At 60.2% G+C, this 15,947-nt stretch carries 14 protein-coding genes; 12 read left to right on the top strand and 2 right to left on the bottom strand.

Going from position 1 to position 15,947, the window contains the following annotated elements:
* Positions 1 to 26 precede the first annotated feature (26 nt).
* From rimP to LHU53_RS13355, 8 genes are all read left to right on the top strand, one after another.
* Positions 27 to 662: a ribosome maturation factor RimP gene (gene rimP, locus LHU53_RS13320; RefSeq protein ID WP_227333150.1), complete on the top strand. Its 636-nt coding sequence runs from the start codon at positions 27 to 29 to the stop codon at positions 660 to 662.
* A gap of 17 nt (positions 663 to 679) precedes the next feature.
* Entirely contained in the window at positions 680 to 2,179 is a 1,500-nt protein-coding gene (gene nusA, locus LHU53_RS13325) for a transcription termination factor NusA (protein ID WP_227333151.1), read from the top strand.
* Positions 2,180 to 2,258: 79 nt separating this feature from the next.
* Positions 2,259 to 5,189 carry a translation initiation factor IF-2 gene (infB, locus tag LHU53_RS13330; RefSeq protein WP_227333152.1) on the top strand — a complete coding sequence of 977 codons (2,931 nt, stop codon included), beginning with the start codon at positions 2,259 to 2,261 and terminating at the stop codon, positions 5,187 to 5,189.
* Between the two features lie 17 nt (positions 5,190 to 5,206).
* Positions 5,207 to 5,575, top strand: a complete 369-nt coding sequence (gene rbfA, locus LHU53_RS13335; RefSeq protein ID WP_227333153.1) for a 30S ribosome-binding factor RbfA — start codon at positions 5,207 to 5,209, stop codon at positions 5,573 to 5,575.
* A gap of 2 nt (positions 5,576 to 5,577) precedes the next feature.
* Positions 5,578 to 6,528, top strand: a complete 951-nt coding sequence (truB, locus tag LHU53_RS13340) for a tRNA pseudouridine(55) synthase TruB (RefSeq protein WP_227333154.1) — start codon at positions 5,578 to 5,580, stop codon at positions 6,526 to 6,528.
* A gap of 11 nt (positions 6,529 to 6,539) precedes the next feature.
* Entirely contained in the window at positions 6,540 to 8,366 is a 1,827-nt protein-coding gene (typA, locus tag LHU53_RS13345) for a translational GTPase TypA (RefSeq protein WP_227333155.1), read from the top strand.
* A gap of 144 nt (positions 8,367 to 8,510) precedes the next feature.
* The gene (locus LHU53_RS13350) at positions 8,511 to 9,386 is read left to right on the top strand and encodes a DMT family transporter (RefSeq protein ID WP_255632034.1); all 876 of its coding nucleotides are present in this window, start codon (positions 8,511 to 8,513) and stop codon (positions 9,384 to 9,386) included.
* Positions 9,383 to 10,534: an enoyl-CoA hydratase/isomerase family protein gene (locus LHU53_RS13355; RefSeq protein WP_227333156.1), complete on the top strand. Its 1,152-nt coding sequence runs from the start codon at positions 9,383 to 9,385 to the stop codon at positions 10,532 to 10,534. Before LHU53_RS13350 ends, LHU53_RS13355 begins: the two co-directional genes overlap by 4 nt.
* 57 nt (positions 10,535 to 10,591) lie before the next feature.
* On the opposite strand, the gene smpB is transcribed toward LHU53_RS13355, so the two are convergent.
* Positions 10,592 to 11,065 (bottom strand): SsrA-binding protein SmpB, encoded by a 474-nt coding sequence (gene smpB / locus LHU53_RS13360; RefSeq protein WP_227333157.1) that lies wholly within the window; start codon positions 11,063 to 11,065, stop codon positions 10,592 to 10,594.
* Between the two features lie 68 nt (positions 11,066 to 11,133).
* Here smpB and LHU53_RS13365 point away from each other — a divergent pair, with 68 nt between their 5' ends.
* The gene (locus LHU53_RS13365; RefSeq protein WP_227333158.1) at positions 11,134 to 11,571 is read left to right on the top strand and encodes a type II toxin-antitoxin system RatA family toxin; all 438 of its coding nucleotides are present in this window, start codon (positions 11,134 to 11,136) and stop codon (positions 11,569 to 11,571) included.
* Positions 11,572 to 11,580: 9 nt separating this feature from the next.
* Entirely contained in the window at positions 11,581 to 11,910 is a 330-nt protein-coding gene (locus LHU53_RS13370) for an RnfH family protein (protein ID WP_227333159.1), read from the top strand.
* Between the two features lie 24 nt (positions 11,911 to 11,934).
* Here LHU53_RS13370 and LHU53_RS13375 read toward each other — a convergent pair whose 3' ends face one another.
* Positions 11,935 to 12,471, bottom strand: a complete 537-nt coding sequence (locus LHU53_RS13375) for a DUF4124 domain-containing protein (protein ID WP_227333160.1) — start codon at positions 12,469 to 12,471, stop codon at positions 11,935 to 11,937.
* A gap of 152 nt (positions 12,472 to 12,623) precedes the next feature.
* On the opposite strand from LHU53_RS13375, the gene guaB reads away from it, so the two are divergent.
* Positions 12,624 to 14,093 carry an IMP dehydrogenase gene (gene guaB, locus LHU53_RS13380; RefSeq protein WP_227333161.1) on the top strand — a complete coding sequence of 490 codons (1,470 nt, stop codon included), beginning with the start codon at positions 12,624 to 12,626 and terminating at the stop codon, positions 14,091 to 14,093.
* Between the two features lie 151 nt (positions 14,094 to 14,244).
* Complete coding sequence (guaA, locus tag LHU53_RS13385) at positions 14,245 to 15,861, top strand: glutamine-hydrolyzing GMP synthase (RefSeq protein ID WP_227333162.1); 1,617 nt, start codon at positions 14,245 to 14,247, stop codon at positions 15,859 to 15,861.
* Positions 15,862 to 15,947: the final 86 nt, after the last annotated feature.

Raw genomic sequence — 15,947 nt, forward strand, 5'->3', positions numbered from 1 at the left:
GGTTTTCAGATTGATCTGGGGTTTTGGTGGCGCTTAAAGAAATTGTTGAACAAACCGTTATCGGCTTAGGCTATGACCTGGTGGAGATTGAGCGCTCCGCCGGTGGTTTGCTGCGCATCACCATTGACTTGCCCTGGACACCGCCCGCTGAAGGCGTGGCGGCGCCAGAACAGTTTGTCACCGTCGAAGATTGTGAAAAAGTCACACGCCAGTTGCAGTTTGCGCTGGAAGTTGACGCCATTGAATACAAAAGGCTGGAAGTGTCGTCGCCGGGTATCGACCGGCCACTGCGCCACCAGTTGGACTTTGAGCGTTTTGCCGGTCAGGTGGTGGATATCACCCTGAAGGCGCCGCTCGGCGCCGCTGCTGCCGGTCAAGTCAGCGCCAATCGCAAGAAGTTTAGAGGGGTGCTGGAGCGTGCCGAGCAGATGGCGGGTGCTGATGCGCCGGCAGTCGGTAGCTGGCAGATTGTCTGGCGTGATGAGCCGGACGTCAAACCTGGCGCCCGGGTCAGCAAGAAGCGGCCGTTGGCACCGTTGCAGGCCCTGGGGTTCACGCTGGATGAATTGCGCGACGCTCGTTTGGCGCCCATCGTCAGTTTTAAAGGCCGGGGCCATGCCGCAGTGGATGGCCCCGACGGCGACACAGTTGAATTGAATTGAAACAGGAGAGTCATGGCATGAATCGCGAAATGTTGATGTTGGTAGACGCCATCTCACGTGAGAAAAACGTGGAGCGTGATGTGGTGTTCGGCGCCGTGGAAGCCGCGCTGGCGCAGGCCACAAAAAAACTGTACGCGGGTGATGTCGATATCCGTGTCTCGCTGAACCGCGACACCGGTGTGTACGAAACTTTCCGTCGCTGGCATGTGGTTCCCAACGAAGCCGGGCTGCAACTGCCAGATCAGGAAATTTTGCTGTTTGAAGCCAGCGAACAAATTCCTGACATTGAAGTGGATGAGTACATCGAGGAAACCATCGAGTCCGTGCCGATCGGCCGCATTGGCGCGATGGCGGCCAAGCAGGTGATCCTGCAAAAAATCCGTGATGCCGAGCGCGAAATGCTGCTCAACGATTTCATGTCGCGCGGCGACAAGATTTTTGTCGGTACCGTCAAACGCATGGACAAAGGTGACCTGATTGTGGAATCGGGTCGTGTGGAAGGCCGTTTGCGACGGGGTGAGATGATCCCCAAGGAAAATTTCCGCACCGGTGACCGGGTGCGCGCGATGATCATGGAAGTGGACCTGAACCTGCGCGGCGCCCCGATCGTGTTGTCGCGCTCGGCCCCCGAATTCATGGTTGAGTTATTCCGCAACGAAGTCCCTGAGATCGAACAAGGCCTGCTGGAGATCAAATCCTGCGCCCGTGACGCTGGGTCGCGCGCCAAGATTGCCGTGTTGTCACATGACAAACGCGTCGACCCGATCGGCACCTGCGTGGGCGTTCGCGGCACGCGTGTTAATGGCGTGACCAACGAACTCGCCGGCGAGCGTGTGGACATTGTGCTGTGGAGCGAAGACCCGGCGCAATTCGTGATTGGCGCGCTGGCACCGGCCAACGTGACCAGCATCGTGGTGGACGAAGAGCGTCACGCCATGGATGTGGTGGTGGACGAAGAAAACCTGGCAATTGCCATTGGCCGGGGTGGTCAGAACGTGCGCCTGGCGTCCGAGCTGACCGGTTGGAAGATCAACATCCTGGATGCGGCCGAGTCGGCCCAAAAACAGGCGAGCGAAGTGGATGCCAGCCGGGCTCTGTTCATGGAAAAGCTCGACGTTGATGAAGAAATTGCCGACCTGCTGATTGCCGAAGGCTTCATCAGCCTGGAGCAGGTGGCGTACGTGCCGCTGGAAGAAATGCTGGAGATCGAGAGCTTCGACGAAGACACGGTCAACGAGTTGCGTACCCGTGCCAAAGATGCCCTCTTGACGATGGAAATCGCCAACGAAGAAAATGTCGCCAACGTGGCGACCGAGTTGCGCGATCTGGAAGGCCTCACGGATGATCTCATCAGCAAATTGGCAGAGCATGGCATTCATACCCTGGACGATTTGGCAGATCTGGCGGGAGATGAACTCACCGACATCACGGGGCAGTCTGAAGAAGATGCCACGGCGATGATCATGAAAGCGCGTGCACACTGGTTTTCCGGTGATGCGGCGTCTCAAACGTCTTGAATTATGAAAACAAAATTTCAGTAACGGCCGATGACCGCCCGCAGGGCTGAGTCTGCCGAAACCAAAGGTTACCCCACACATGTCCAGTATGACCGTCGCCGAGTTTGCAAACGAACTCAAAAAATCCACCGGCACCTTGCTTGAGCAATTGAAGTCGGCCGGCGTGGCTAAAACAGCCCCGAACGACACCCTGACAGAGGCTGACAAACAGCGCCTGCTGGGTTACCTTCAAACCGCCCACGGGACGGCATCGGCTGAGCGCAAGAAGATTACCTTGGTCAAAAAATCGACCACGGAAATCAAGCAAGCCGACGCCACCGGCAAGGCCCGTACGATTCAGGTGGAAGTGCGCAAGAAGCGCACTTTTGTCCGCCGCGACGACCCACTGGACACACCTGCCGCCGCATCGGCGCCCGAGCAGGTCGAAGAAGATCATGCCAGCGTCGAGCCGCAAATTGATCACGCTGAACTGACCCGCCGGGAAGAAGAAGCGCGACGTCAGGCCGAGCTGATTCGCCGCCAGGAAGAAGAGTTGGCTGAACGCCGCCGCCTACGTGAGGCCCAGGAGGCCGCCGCCCGCGAGGCTGAACTTGCCGCCGCCCAGGCCGCCAAGGCGCTGGCGGAACAGCAAAAGGCCCAGGCGCAAAAGGCCGCGGTGCAATCCGAAGCGATGTCTGCACGCAATGAAGCTGCCGAGGCAGCGATGGCCCAAACCAAAGCCGCCGCTGCCGAAAAAGCGGCGGCGCAGCAGCAGGTTCAAGACAAAGCGAAGGAACAGGCCGCTACCGAGTCGAAAAATCGTGCCGCTGAAGAGCAGGCACGGGCGGCGGACTTGAACGAGCGTCGCCGAAAAGCGGAAGCCGAAGCTGCCGCCATCCGGCTGATGATGTCGCAACCCGGCAAAAAACTCCCACCCAAGAAGGAAGAGCCCCCCAAACCGGTCGTTGAACCTGCCAAGGCGGGTCTCAAGGGCACGCTGCACAAGCCGGCCGGTAGCCCCACGGCCAAACCGGCTGCGCCAGCCGCACCCGGTACCGCCGCCGCCGCGGGTGCTGGCAAAGAAGTCAAATCCGCCAAGCTGTCCAGCAGCTGGGCCGGCGATCCTGCCAAGAAGAAGGGGATTCCGACACGCGGTGACACCGGCGCCGGTGCCGGTCGCAGCAGCAACTGGCGTGGCGGGCCGCGTGGCCGCCGTGGCAGCAATGACCGCGACCGCGATGACCACCACAACCAACCCGCACCGGTGGAAGCGCGCGTGCTGGAAGTGCACGTGCCAGAAACCATCACCGTGGCGGAACTGGCGCACAAGATGGCGGTCAAGGCTTCTGAAGTGATCAAGCACCTGATGAAGCTCGGGCAGATGGTCACCATCAATCAGCCGCTGGACCAGGACACCGCCATGATTCTGGTGGAAGAAATGGGCCACAAAGCCATCGTGGCTGCACTGGACGACCCGGAAGCGTTCACCGACGATGAAGTGTCCTTGCAGCAGGCTGAGTCGCTGCCGCGCGCACCTGTGGTGACCGTCATGGGCCACGTGGACCACGGTAAAACCTCCTTGCTGGACTACATCCGACGCACCAAAGTGGCCTCGGGCGAAGCGGGCGGCATCACCCAGCACATTGGCGCTTACCACGTGGAAACTGCGCGGGGCATGGTGTCGTTCCTGGACACCCCTGGCCACGAAGCATTTACCGCGATGCGTGCCCGGGGCGCGCAAGCCACTGACATCGTCATTCTGGTGGTGGCAGCCGACGACGGCGTCATGCCGCAGACCAAAGAGGCCATCAAACACGCCAAGGCCGCTGGTGTCCCGATCGTGGTGGCCATCACCAAGGCTGACAAGCCCGATGCCAATCCGGAACGTGTGAAGAACGAACTGGTTGTGGAAGAGGTGATCCCGGAAGAATTCGGCGGCAACTCGCCATTTGTCCCCGTGTCGTCGAAAACCGGCATGGGCATTGACGAGCTGCTGGAACAAGTGTTGCTGCAGGCCGAGATCCTGGAACTCAAGGCACCGGTACAAGCCATGGCCAAGGGCCTGGTGATTGAAGCGCAGTTGGACAAGGGCCGCGGCCCGGTCGCCACCGTGCTGGTGCAAAGCGGTACGCTCAAAACGGGTGACGTGGTGCTGGCCGGCCAAACCTTTGGCCGTGTGCGCGCCATGCTGGACGAAAACGGCAAGACCATCAAATCGGCAGGCCCCTCCATTCCGGTGGAAATCCAGGGCTTGACCGAAGTGCCACAGGCTGGTGATGAGTTCATGGTGCTGTCTGACGAGCGTCGGGCCCGTGAAATTGCCACCTACCGTGCCGGCAAGTTCCGCAACACCAAACTGGCCAAACAACAAGCCGCCAAGCTGGAAAACATGTTCACCGACATGACCGCTGGCGAAGTGAAGATGGTGCCGATCATCGTCAAGGCCGACGTTCAAGGCTCGCAGGAAGCGCTGGCGCAGTCGCTGCTCAAGCTCTCCACCGACGAGATCAAGGTGCAACTGGTGTATGCCGCCGTGGGTGGCATCAGCGAGTCCGACGTGAACCTGGCCATTGCCGCCAAAGCTGTCATCATCGGCTTCAACACCCGTGCTGATGCCGGTGCCCGCAAGCTGGCCGAGAACAACGGTGTCGATATTCGTTATTACGACATCATTTACGACGCGGTGGACGACCTGAAACTGGCCATGTCCGGCATGCTGACGCCCGACAAGAAGGAAGAAATCATCGGTACGGCCGAAATCCGCCAGATTTTCAAAGTCTCCAAGATCGGATCGATCGCAGGTTGTATGGTCACCTCAGGCATTGTTCGCCGCACGGCGCGCCTGCGCCTGCTGCGCCAAAACACCGTGGTTTACACCGGCGAACTCGACTCGCTCAAACGTTTCAAGGACGATGCCAAGGAAGTGCGCGAAGGTTTCGATTGCGGCTTGAACATCAAGAACTACAACGACATCCAAGAGGGTGACGTGCTGGAGTTCTTCGAGATCCGCGAAGTGGCGCGTACCCTGTAATCTGACGAGACCTCACCGTGCGTCAAAAAGCAGCCGCCCCCAACCGCGCCTTCAAGGTCGCTGACCAGATCCAGCGCGATCTGACCGAACTGATCGCCCGCGAGTTGAAAGACCCGCGCGTGGGCATGGTCACGATTCAGGGCGTGGAAGTCACGCCCGATTACGCCCACGCCAAGGTGTTTTTCAGCCTGCTGGCCGGTGATGTGAAAGCCTGCACCGAAGGCCTGAACCAGGCTGCAGGCTTTTTACGCGCTGGTTTGTTCAAACGCCTGCACATCCACACGGTGCCGACCCTGCACTTTGTGTTTGATCAGACGCCTGAACGTGCAGCCGACATGAACGCGCTGATTGCACGTGCCGTGGCATCGCGAGCCAAGGACGATTAAGCATGACCACAGCGCCGCGTGCACGGGTTGCAAGGCGCCCCGTGCATGGGGTGCTGCTGCTGGACAAGCCACTGGGCTGGTCCAGCAACGATATTTTGCAGAAGGTGAAATGGCTGTTGCGCGCTGAAAAGGCGGGGCACACCGGCACGCTGGACCCGCTGGCCAGTGGCGTGTTGCCTCTGTGTTTTGGGGCAGCGACCAAGTTCAGTCAACTGCAACTGGATGCGGACAAGTCTTACCAAGCCGTGATGTGCCTGGGTGTGAAAACCAGCACGGCAGACGCTGAAGGCGAGGTGATTGAAACCCGTCCCGTGTCGGTTTCTGCGCAAGACGTGGCACGCGTCGCGGTGCAATTTACCGGGCCCATCAGCCAGTTGCCGCCGATGCACAGTGCGCTGAAGAAGGACGGCAAGGCCTTGTACGAGTACGCCCGAGCCGGGGTCGACGTCGAACGCACGCCGCGAGCGGTCACGATCCACCAGCTGGCCATGGCGCTCAGTCTTGACAGTCAAGGGCGACAAGCGATTGATTTGGACGTGACTTGCAGCAAGGGAACTTACATCCGCACCTTGGGTGAAGACATTGGCGAAGCATTGGGTTGTGGCGCACATCTGAGCGCGCTGCGCCGCGTGGCCACGGGTGCTTACCACGTGGCGCAGTGCGTCACCTTGGCCGACCTGGAAGCCATGAGTGAGCCAGAGCGTCTGGCTTGCCTGTTGCCGGTGTCGTCCTTGTTGGCTGATCACACGGTAGTCACGCTGGACGACGACAATGCCGCCAGGTTTTCCAACGGCTTGCGGCGCCGAGGCCCTTGGCCAGACGCGTCGAAGGTGGCGGTTTATGCAGAAAAAGGTCAGGTGCTGCTGGGTACAGCGCAGGTGGTGGCCGGTGAATTGATCCCCGGTCGGCTGCTGAGCCAGACCGACATTGAACAAATGACTCAAGCTATTTAAGAAAGTGAACCATGGCTCATAAACAAATCCGAAACATTGCGATCATCGCCCACGTTGACCACGGCAAAACCACCATGGTGGACCAGTTGCTGCGCCAGTCCGGCACCTTTGCCGAGCACGAAAAAGTGGTGGACACGGTGATGGACAACAACGCGATTGAAAAAGAGCGTGGTATCACGATTCTGGCCAAAAACTGCGCGGTGACCTGGGAAGGTACTCACATCAACATCGTTGACACCCCCGGCCACGCCGACTTCGGCGGCGAGGTGGAACGCGCCTTGAGCATGGTGGACGGTGTGGTGCTGCTGATCGACGCCCAGGAAGGCCCGATGCCGCAAACCCGTTTTGTGACCAAAAAGGCACTGGCCCTCGGGCTGAAGCCGATTCTGGTGGTCAACAAGGTGGACAAGCCCGGTGCGCGCCCGGACTTTGTGATCAACGCCGCTTTCGACCTCTTTGACAAGTTGGGTGCCACCGACGAGCAGCTGGACTTTCCCGTGGTGTACGCCTCGGGCATCAACGGCTGGTCGTCCCTGGTGGAAGGCGGCCAGGGCGAGCAGTGGGGCCCCGACATGTCGGCCCTGTTCAACACCATTCTGGAACACGTGCCGCACCAGTTGGGTGACCCCAAGGCGCCTCTGCAGCTGCAGATTTCAGCGCTGGACTTTTCCACGTTTGTCGGCCGCATTGGCGTGGGTCGCATCAGCCAGGGCACGCTCAAGCCCATGATGGACGTGGTGGTCATGGAAGGCCCGGATGGCAAGGCCATCAAAGGTCGCGTCAACCAGGTGCTGACGTTCCAGGGGCTGGAGCGTGTGCAGACCGACGAGGCCGGCCCGGGCGAAATCGTGTTGATCAACGGCATTCCCGACATTGGCATTGGCGTGACGGTGACCGACCCCGTCAACCCCGCGCCGCTGCCCATGCTGAAGGTGGATGAGCCCACCCTGACGATGAACTTCTGCGTCAACACCAGCCCGCTGGCCGGTCGCGAAGGTAAATATGTCACCAGCCGTCAGATCTGGGACCGTCTGCAAAAAGAACTGCAGCACAACGTGGCGTTGCGCGTCAAGGAAACCGACGAAGAAGGCATTTTTGAAGTCATGGGCCGGGGCGAATTGCACCTGACCATCCTTTTGGAAAACATGCGCCGTGAAGGGTATGAGCTGGCTGTGAGCAAGCCGCGCGTGGTGTTCAAGGACATCAACGGCGAAAAACATGAGCCCATCGAACTGGTGACCGCTGATATTGAAGAAACGCATCAGGGTGGCGTGATGCAGGCTTTGGGCGAGCGCAAGGGCGAGCTGTTCAACATGGACCCGGATGGCCGTGGCCGCGTGCGCTTGGAATACCGCATTCCGGCACGGGGCCTGATCGGTTTCACCAACGAGTTTTTGAACCTGACCCGGGGTACCGGCCTGATCTCCAACATTTTTGACTGCTACGAGCCGCACAAGGGTGACATCGGCGGCCGTAAAAACGGTGTGTTGATCTCGATGGACGATGGTGAAATTTTCACCTACGCCCTGGGCAAGCTCGATGACCGCGGCCGCATGTTTGTGCGCGCCAATGACCCGGTGTATGAAGGCATGATTGTGGGCATCCACAGCCGTGACAATGACCTGGTGGTCAATGCCACGCGCACCAAGCAGCTGACCAACTTCCGCGTGTCTGGCAAGGAAGACGCGATCAAGATCACGCCACCCATCGAGCTGACGCTGGAATACGGTGTGGAATTCATCGAGGACGACGAACTGGTTGAGATCACCCCCAAGAGCGTGCGTCTGCGCAAGCGTCACCTCAAGGAAAGCGACCGCAAGAAGGCCAGCCGCTCCTAAGCGGTCAGCGCCGGGGCGTGTGCGGGTGGTCGCTGACCGCCGCACATGGCCCGGCAGCGGATCAAGTTTCGGGCGAGCCCATGGCGGGGTTGCCTGACAACGCCCAGCCACGCCAACTGCCCAGCATTGCTGTCAAGGTACACATTGAAGCTCAGTCACAACCGGGCCGTGTTGCTGATGGTGGCGGTGACCCTGATGTGGGCCACCGCGGGTGTGGTCACACGCCATCTGGAACACGCGCAAAAGTTTGAAGTCACGTTCTGGCGCAGCTTCTTCACGATGCTGAGCCTGCTGCTCATCCTGCCCCTGATACGAGGGCGGGGCGTGTTTGCCCGCATGCGTCACGGCGGCGCCGCGCTGTGGATTTCCGGCCTGTGCTGGGCTGGTATGTTCACGTTTTTCATGGTGGCGATCATGTTGACCACGGTGGCCAACGTGCTGGTCACCATGTCGCTGGTCCCGCTGTTCACCGCGCTGTCGGCACGCATCTTCATTGGTCATCGCGTCCTGGCTCGCACCTGGGTGGCCATTGGCGTGGCAGGTTTTGGCATTGCCTACATGTACGCCAACCAGTTGGGACAGGGCGTCAGCATGGCGGGCACCCTGGTGGCGCTGTGTGTCCCCATCGCTGGTGCGGCCAACTGGACCGTCACCCAGCATTCCCACGCGCAAGGACACGATGTGGACCTGATTCCCGCCGTGCTGATAGGCGCCGTCTTGTCGTCACTGATCACCTTGCCGCTGGCCTGGCCGTTTCAGGCATCCAGCCATGACCTGGTGTTGCTGGCGGGGCTGGGGCTCGGTCAATTGGCCATTCCGTGTGTGCTGGCGGTCGTCTGTACCAAGGTGTTGAAAGCACCCGAGGTGGCGTTGCTGGGGCTGCTGGAAGTGATTTTTGGGATTTTGCTGGCTTGGGTTGGCGCGGGCGAAGTACCTGGCCATGATGTGTTGGTTGGCGGCACGCTGGTCATTGGTGCGTTGGTGGCCAACGAGGTTGTTTCCTGGAGGAACAGGGCATGAAGGCTGAGGTGACGGAAGTGCTGACAGACATCCGAGGTCAGGTCGGGTTCATCACCCTGCATCGGCCCGGCGCGTTGAACGCCCTGAGCTTGCAGATGATCCGCGACCTGACGCTGTGCCTGCTGGCCTGGCGCGACGATGATCGGGTGCAGGCCGTGGCGATTCGTGGCAGCAACAAAGCCGGGCCGTTTGGCGCGTTTTGCGCTGGTGGCGACATCCGCTTTTTTCATCAGGCCCTGTTGTCCGGCGACCCCAGAGCCGAGGATTTTTTCACCGAAGAATACACCCTCAACCACCTGATCCAGACCTATCCCAAGCCCTACGTGGCCTTCATGGATGGCGTGGTCATGGGGGGCGGCATGGGGCTTTGCCAAGGCCAAGCCTGGGCTGCCCGGCAATCGCCATCTGCGCGTGGCCAGGGCGGAAAAATACGTTGGGTGACGGCCCGCACCAAAATGGCCATGCCCGAGACCTTGATCGGCTTGTTTCCGGACGTGGCGGGCGGTTATTTTTTAAGCCGCTGCCCGGGCCACACCGGTGAATGGCTGGCACTCACCGGAACCACGCTCGGCGCAACAGATGCCATCGCTTTGGGGCTGGCGGATCATTGCCTGGCAGTGGATCAGCAAGCCGCAGCCTGGGAGGCCTTGGGCCGTGTCAACGTGGCCAACCCGCAGCAGCTGGAACAATGGGTGACTGCATATTCGATCGCTGTCAGCGCAGATCATCTAAAGACCAGAGACCAAATTGACCATTATTTTTCGATGGACTCTGTCACCCGCATGGTGCAGGCTCTGGAGGCTGCCAGCACGGACTGGGCGCAGCAAACCGCTGCCTTGTTGCGCCAGCGCTCGCCCTTGATGCTGCACGTGACGCTGGAACAGATCCGCCGCGCCCGCCACCTGAGCTTGGCCGACGATTTGCGTTTGGAGCGCAACATGGTGCGGCACTGCTTTTTGCCGGCCCATCTGGGCCGCAGCGGTGCACAGACCGAAACTGCCGAGGGTGTCCGCGCGCTCGTCATCGACAAAGACAACGCGCCGCAATGGCAACCAGCCCGCATTGAAGATGTCACGCCCGAGATGGTGCAGCCGTTTTTTGACAGCCCCTGGCCGCCTCACAGCCACCCGTTGCGCGATCTGGCTTGACACCCGCCGGGGAGACGGGCCCAGCGCCGGCCCGCTTCAGCGACCGCGCTGCCCAGCTTAGCGTTGGCGTGACTTCATGGCGCGCTCCACCTCGCGCTTGCCTTCGCGGTCCTTGATGGTGTCGCGTTTGTCATGCTCGGCCTTGCCTTTGGCCAGGGCAATGTCACATTTGATTTTGCCGGCCTTCCAGTGCAGGTTGATCGGCACCAGCGTGTAGCCTTTTTGCTCTACCTTGCCAATCAGCCGCTTGATTTCCTCGCGGTGCATCAACAGCTTTTTGGTGCGCTGCTTGTCCGGGCTGATGTGGGTGGAGGCGGTGCCCAGCGGCTGAATTTGCAGCCCGATGATGAACAACTCGCCGTTGCGGATGACCACATAGCCGTCGGTCAATTGCACCTTGCCCTCGCGCAGGGATTTGACCTCCCAGCCTTCGAGCACGATGCCGGCCTCAAACCGCTCCTCAAAAAAATAGTTGAATGCGGCTTTTTTGTTGTCAGCGATGCGGGATGCGGTGTCGGGTTTTTTGGCCATGAGGGAGAGCTTGAGTGGGAAAGAATGCGAACCAGGCTTGACTACAATCCCGCGCAAAACTCCATTCTATGAAAACTGTCAAAAAGTCCGTTTTAATCTGGTACAGCCCCGCAGAAATGTACCGCTTGGTGGTGGACGTGGATGCGTATCCCCAGTTCTTGCCCTGGTGCGACAAAGGCCGTGTCGTTACGCTTGAAGAAAACGGGATGGTGGCTGAAATTGGTATCGCTTTCGGCGGCATACACCAGACCTTTACCACCCGAAACGTGCATGTGGACAACCAACAAGTGGTCATCAAGTTGGTGAACGGACCTTTTTCCAAACTGGAAGGTGAGTGGAATTTTGTTGCCCTTGGGGATGAACAACGTGCCTGCCGAGTTGAGCTGGTGCTGAGTTACGGCTTCGACACCACCCTGGGCAGGCTGGTGAGCCCGGTGTTTGACAAGATCGCCAGCAACATGGTGGATGCGTTCATCAAACGCGCCAAGCAGGTCTACGGCGAGTAGGCCCACGCCATGCAGGTTTGGGTTGTGTATGCACCGCAGGCGCGCCAGGTTGAGCAGGTCGCGTTGAACCTGCCAGACGCGGCCACCGCCATCGACGCGCTGCGATGCAGCGGCCTGTTGGCACGGTTTCCTGAACTCGATATGCAGGACGCCATCGTGGGCGTTTGGGGCAGCCAAGTGAGCCTGGGTCACGTCTTGCGTGAATTTGACCGGGTAGAGGTTTACCGGCCGTTGCGCGTTGACCCCAAAGTGGCGCGGCGGGAGCGTTTTGTTAAGCAGGGTGCCCGTGCTGCCGGGCTATTTGTCAAAAAACGCCCGGGGGCCAAAGCCGGTTATTGATGCAGGCCCAGCCCAGCCGACTGTTTATTTGCAATCAGAGTCAATGACAGCCTGAATGCGCTGCAACTCGGTCGCTCGGGCGAGATCGTCAACAATTTCACGCTCGCCTTGCTTGTTCACCCGCGCCAAGCGCATGCCTGACTCGTAACTGGCCTTGGCATCCCGGGCGCGGGAGCAGTTGTCAGCTTTGACTTTTGCCAGCTTGTCTTCTTCGGCCTTGCGTTTGGCAGCTTCTTCCTGCTCGACCTTCTTCTTTTTGTCAGCCAGGTCTTTGTCGACGCCACTGGCTTTGGGCGCACTGGCAGCGCTTTGAGTACCCGCTGCAGCAGGGCTCGGTGCGGCTGGTTGAACAGTTTGGTCAGCGTCCACATTCACTGGCGGTACACCAGCTCTGGACCCACCGGGCCGTTTGACAATCTGCTTATCCGGCACGCCGGGCGGCGGCGCACGGTCACTGAACACCATGCGACCATCCTTGTCCAGCCACTGCCACTGGGCCTGGGCGCCGGTGGACAGCAGCACTGCCGCAACGAGCAAGATGGATCCGATGATTGGTTTCATGGGCGCCAAGTTTATGCCAGCCGATGCCTGGTGTGCCACTTTCGGTGCGTGATCGCCACAGGTGATCCCCAGTCGGGCTGTCAAGGGCGGTCACAGGCCGCCCGAGCTGGGTGAGCTGGCCCAGATACAATTGACGATTTGGAGCTTTAACCATGCGCCTGATTGGCAAAGCGCTCACCTTCGACGATGTTTTGTTGGTGCCTGCGTACTCCCAAGTCCTTCCCAAGGACACCTCCCTCGCCACCCGTTTTACCCGCAATATCTCGCTGAACCTGCCCCTGGTGTCTGCTGCCATGGACACGGTGACCGAGTCGCGCCTGGCCATTGCCATCGCGCAAGAGGGCGGTATCGGTGTGGTGCACAAAAATATGACGCCTCAGCAGCAAGCGGCCGAGGTCTCCAAGGTCAAACGCTACGAATCGGGCGTGCTCCGTGATCCGGTGGTGATCACACCGCAGCACACGGTGCGCCAGGTGATGGCGCTGTCTGAACAATTGGGCGTATCAGGTTTTCCGGTGATGGATGGCGGCAAGGTGGCCGGCCTGGTGACCGGGCGGGATTTGCGTTTCGAGACCCGCCTTGATCTGCCGGTCAGCCACATCATGACCCCGCGCAACAAGCTGGTGACGGTGCCTGATGGCACCACGCTGGCACAGGCCAAGGTGCTGCTCAACCAGCACAAGATCGAGCGCCTGCTGGTGGTCAATGACGCGTTTGAGCTCAAGGGCCTAATCACGGTGAAAGACATCACCAAGCAAACCAGTTTTCCCAACGCGGCCCGTGATGCACAAGGCAAGCTGCGCGTGGCCGCTGCCGTGGGTGTGGGTGAGGGCACCGAAGAACGCGTTGAGCTGCTGGCCCGAGCTGGCGTGGACGCGATTGTGGTGGACACGGCACATGGCCACAGCAAAGGCGTGATTGACCGGGTGCGTTGGGTCAAACAGAACTTCCCGCACGTCGAGGTGATCGGCGGCAACATCGCCACCGGTGCCGCTGCGCTGGCCTTGGTGGAAGCCGGGGCGGACGCCGTAAAGGTCGGCATCGGCCCGGGCTCCATCTGCACCACCCGTATCGTGGCTGGGGTGGGTGTGCCGCAAATCATGGCGATTGACAGTGTGGCCACGGCGCTGAAGGGCACCGGCGTGCCGTTGATTGCGGACGGTGGCATCCGCTTCAGCGGCGACATCGCCAAAGCCATTGCCGCCGGGGCCGGCTCGGTGATGATGGGCGGCATGTTTGCAGGCACCGAGGAAGCGCCCGGCGAGGTGATTTTGTTCCAGGGCCGCAGCTACAAGAGTTACCGGGGCATGGGCTCGATTGGCGCCATGCAGCAGGGCAGTGCTGACCGTTACTTCCAAGAGTCCAGCACCGGCAACCCGAATGCCGACAAATTGGTGCCCGAAGGCATTGAAGGCCGTGTGCCTTACAAAGGCTCGATGGTGGCCATCATTTTCCAGATGGCCGGTGGCTTGCGCGCCAGCATGGGCTACTGCGGCTGCGCCACCATCGACGAGATGCAAAACCGCGCCGAGTTTGTCGAAATCACCGCCGCCGGCATCCGCGAAAGCCACGTGCATGATGTGCAGATCACCAAAGAAGCGCCGAACTACAGGGCGGACTAAGCACACCCCCAGGCTGCGCGCACGTCGTGTCGCTGCGCCACCCCCTTGCAGGGGGCAACACCGGTGGCCCGGCTAAGCCGGTTCCACGGTGTTCCTGGTTGAGGGCACGCGCGCGGCGACCATCCCCATCTTTTTTTGTTCTTTGATTGTTATGCATCAAAAAATTCTCATCCTCGACTTCGGCTCCCAAGTCACCCAGCTGATTGCGCGGCGTATTCGCGAAGCGCATGTATTTTGTGAGGTCCATCCGTGTGACGTGAGTGACGCGTGGATTCGCGACTACGCGCGTGACGGCAGCCTCAAAGGCATCATCCTATCGGGCAGCCACGCCAGCATCTACGAAGAAACCACCGACAAGGCGCCACAAGCCGTTTTCGAGCTGGGCATCCCGGTGCTGGGCATCTGTTATGGCATGCAGGCGATGGCACACCAGTTGGGTGGCGTGGTCACCAGCGGGCATGAGCGTGAGTTTGGTCATGCCGATGTGCGGGCGCACGGTCACACCAAGCTCTTGGACGGCATTCAGGACTACGCCACGCCCATGGGCCACGGCATGCTGCAGGTCTGGATGAGCCACGGCGACAAGGTCACCGAGCTGCCGCCAGGCTTCAAGCTGATGGCCAGCACCGACAGTTGCCCGATTGCCGGCATGGCCGACGAGGAACGGCGTTTTTACGCGGTGCAGTTCCACCCCGAAGTCACCCACACCAAGCGCGGTGCAGCGATCCTGGAGCGCTTTGCTTTGGACATCTGCGGCACCCGCGCTGACTGGATCATGGGTGACTACATCTCTGAGGCGGTGGAAAAAATTCGCGCCCAGGTGGGTGATGAAGAAGTCATTCTGGGTTTGTCGGGCGGCGTCGACTCCTCGGTGGCAGCAGCGCTGATCCACCGGGCGATTGGTGACCAGCTCACCTGCGTGTTTGTCGACCACGGCCTGCTGCGCCTGAATGAAGGCGACATGGTGATGGACATGTTTGTTGGCAAGTTGCACGCCAAGGTGGTGCGTGTGGACGCGGCCGACCAGTTTTTGGGGCACCTCGCCGGTGTGAGTGACCCGGAAGCCAAACGCAAAATCATTGGTCGTGAGTTTGTTGAAGTGTTCAAGGCGCAGGCGCTGGCCCTGACCGCCTCCGACACCACCAAAAGAGGAGCGAAGTGGCTTGCCCAGGGCACCATTTACCCGGATGTGATCGAGTCCGGCGGTGCCAAAAACAAAAAGGCCGTGGTGATCAAGAGCCACCACAACGTGGGCGGCCTGCCAGAGCAATTGGGCTTGAAACTGCTGGAACCCCTGCGCGAGTTGTTCAAGGACGAGGTGCGCGAACTCGGCGTGGCGTTGGGCTTGCCCCACAACATGGTTTACCGTCATCCATTCCCCGGCCCGGGTCTGGGCGTGCGGATTCTGGGTGAGGTCAAGAAAGAGTATGCCGACCTGCTGCGCCGGGCCGACGCGATCTTCATTGAAGAACTCAACAACTTTGTCGATGAAGCCACCGGCAAAACCTGGTACCAGCTCACCAGCCAGGCTTTCACCGTGTTTTTGCCGGTGAAAAGCGTGGGCGTGATGGGTGACGGTCGCACTTACGACTACGTGGTCGCGCTGCGCGCGGTGCAAACCAGCGACTTCATGACCGCCGACTGGGCCGAGCTGCCCTACGCGCTGCTCAAAAAGGTGTCCAGTCGCATCATCAACGAAGTGCGCGGCATCAACCGCGTCACTTACGATGTGAGCAGCAAGCCACCAGCCACGATTGAGTGGGAGTAGCCTTGCCACTCCATGGCGTTCTGCGTCGCTGATGGACAAAAATTGGCGATATGTGGCGTGGGAATCACGATGAAGAACCCTTGGAT

The sequence above is a fragment of the Rhodoferax sp. U2-2l genome (assembly GCF_020594515.1).
Classification (GTDB): domain Bacteria; phylum Pseudomonadota; class Gammaproteobacteria; order Burkholderiales; family Burkholderiaceae_C; genus Rhodoferax.

Coding starts and splice junctions, on each gene's coding strand:
- nusA (WP_227333151.1), top strand. CDS start 680: ATGAATCGCGAAATGTTGATGTTGGTAGACGCCATCTCACGTGAGAAA.
- infB (WP_227333152.1), top strand. CDS start 2,259: ATGTCCAGTATGACCGTCGCCGAGTTTGCAAACGAACTCAAAAAATCC.
- truB (WP_227333154.1), top strand. CDS start 5,578: ATGACCACAGCGCCGCGTGCACGGGTTGCAAGGCGCCCCGTGCATGGG.
- typA (WP_227333155.1), top strand. CDS start 6,540: ATGGCTCATAAACAAATCCGAAACATTGCGATCATCGCCCACGTTGAC.
- LHU53_RS13355 (WP_227333156.1), top strand. CDS start 9,383: ATGAAGGCTGAGGTGACGGAAGTGCTGACAGACATCCGAGGTCAGGTC.
- smpB (WP_227333157.1), bottom strand. CDS start 11,065: ATGGCCAAAAAACCCGACACCGCATCCCGCATCGCTGACAACAAAAAA.
- LHU53_RS13365 (WP_227333158.1), top strand. CDS start 11,134: ATGAAAACTGTCAAAAAGTCCGTTTTAATCTGGTACAGCCCCGCAGAA.
- LHU53_RS13370 (WP_227333159.1), top strand. CDS start 11,581: ATGCAGGTTTGGGTTGTGTATGCACCGCAGGCGCGCCAGGTTGAGCAG.
- LHU53_RS13375 (WP_227333160.1), bottom strand. CDS start 12,471: ATGAAACCAATCATCGGATCCATCTTGCTCGTTGCGGCAGTGCTGCTG.
- guaB (WP_227333161.1), top strand. CDS start 12,624: ATGCGCCTGATTGGCAAAGCGCTCACCTTCGACGATGTTTTGTTGGTG.
- guaA (WP_227333162.1), top strand. CDS start 14,245: ATGCATCAAAAAATTCTCATCCTCGACTTCGGCTCCCAAGTCACCCAG.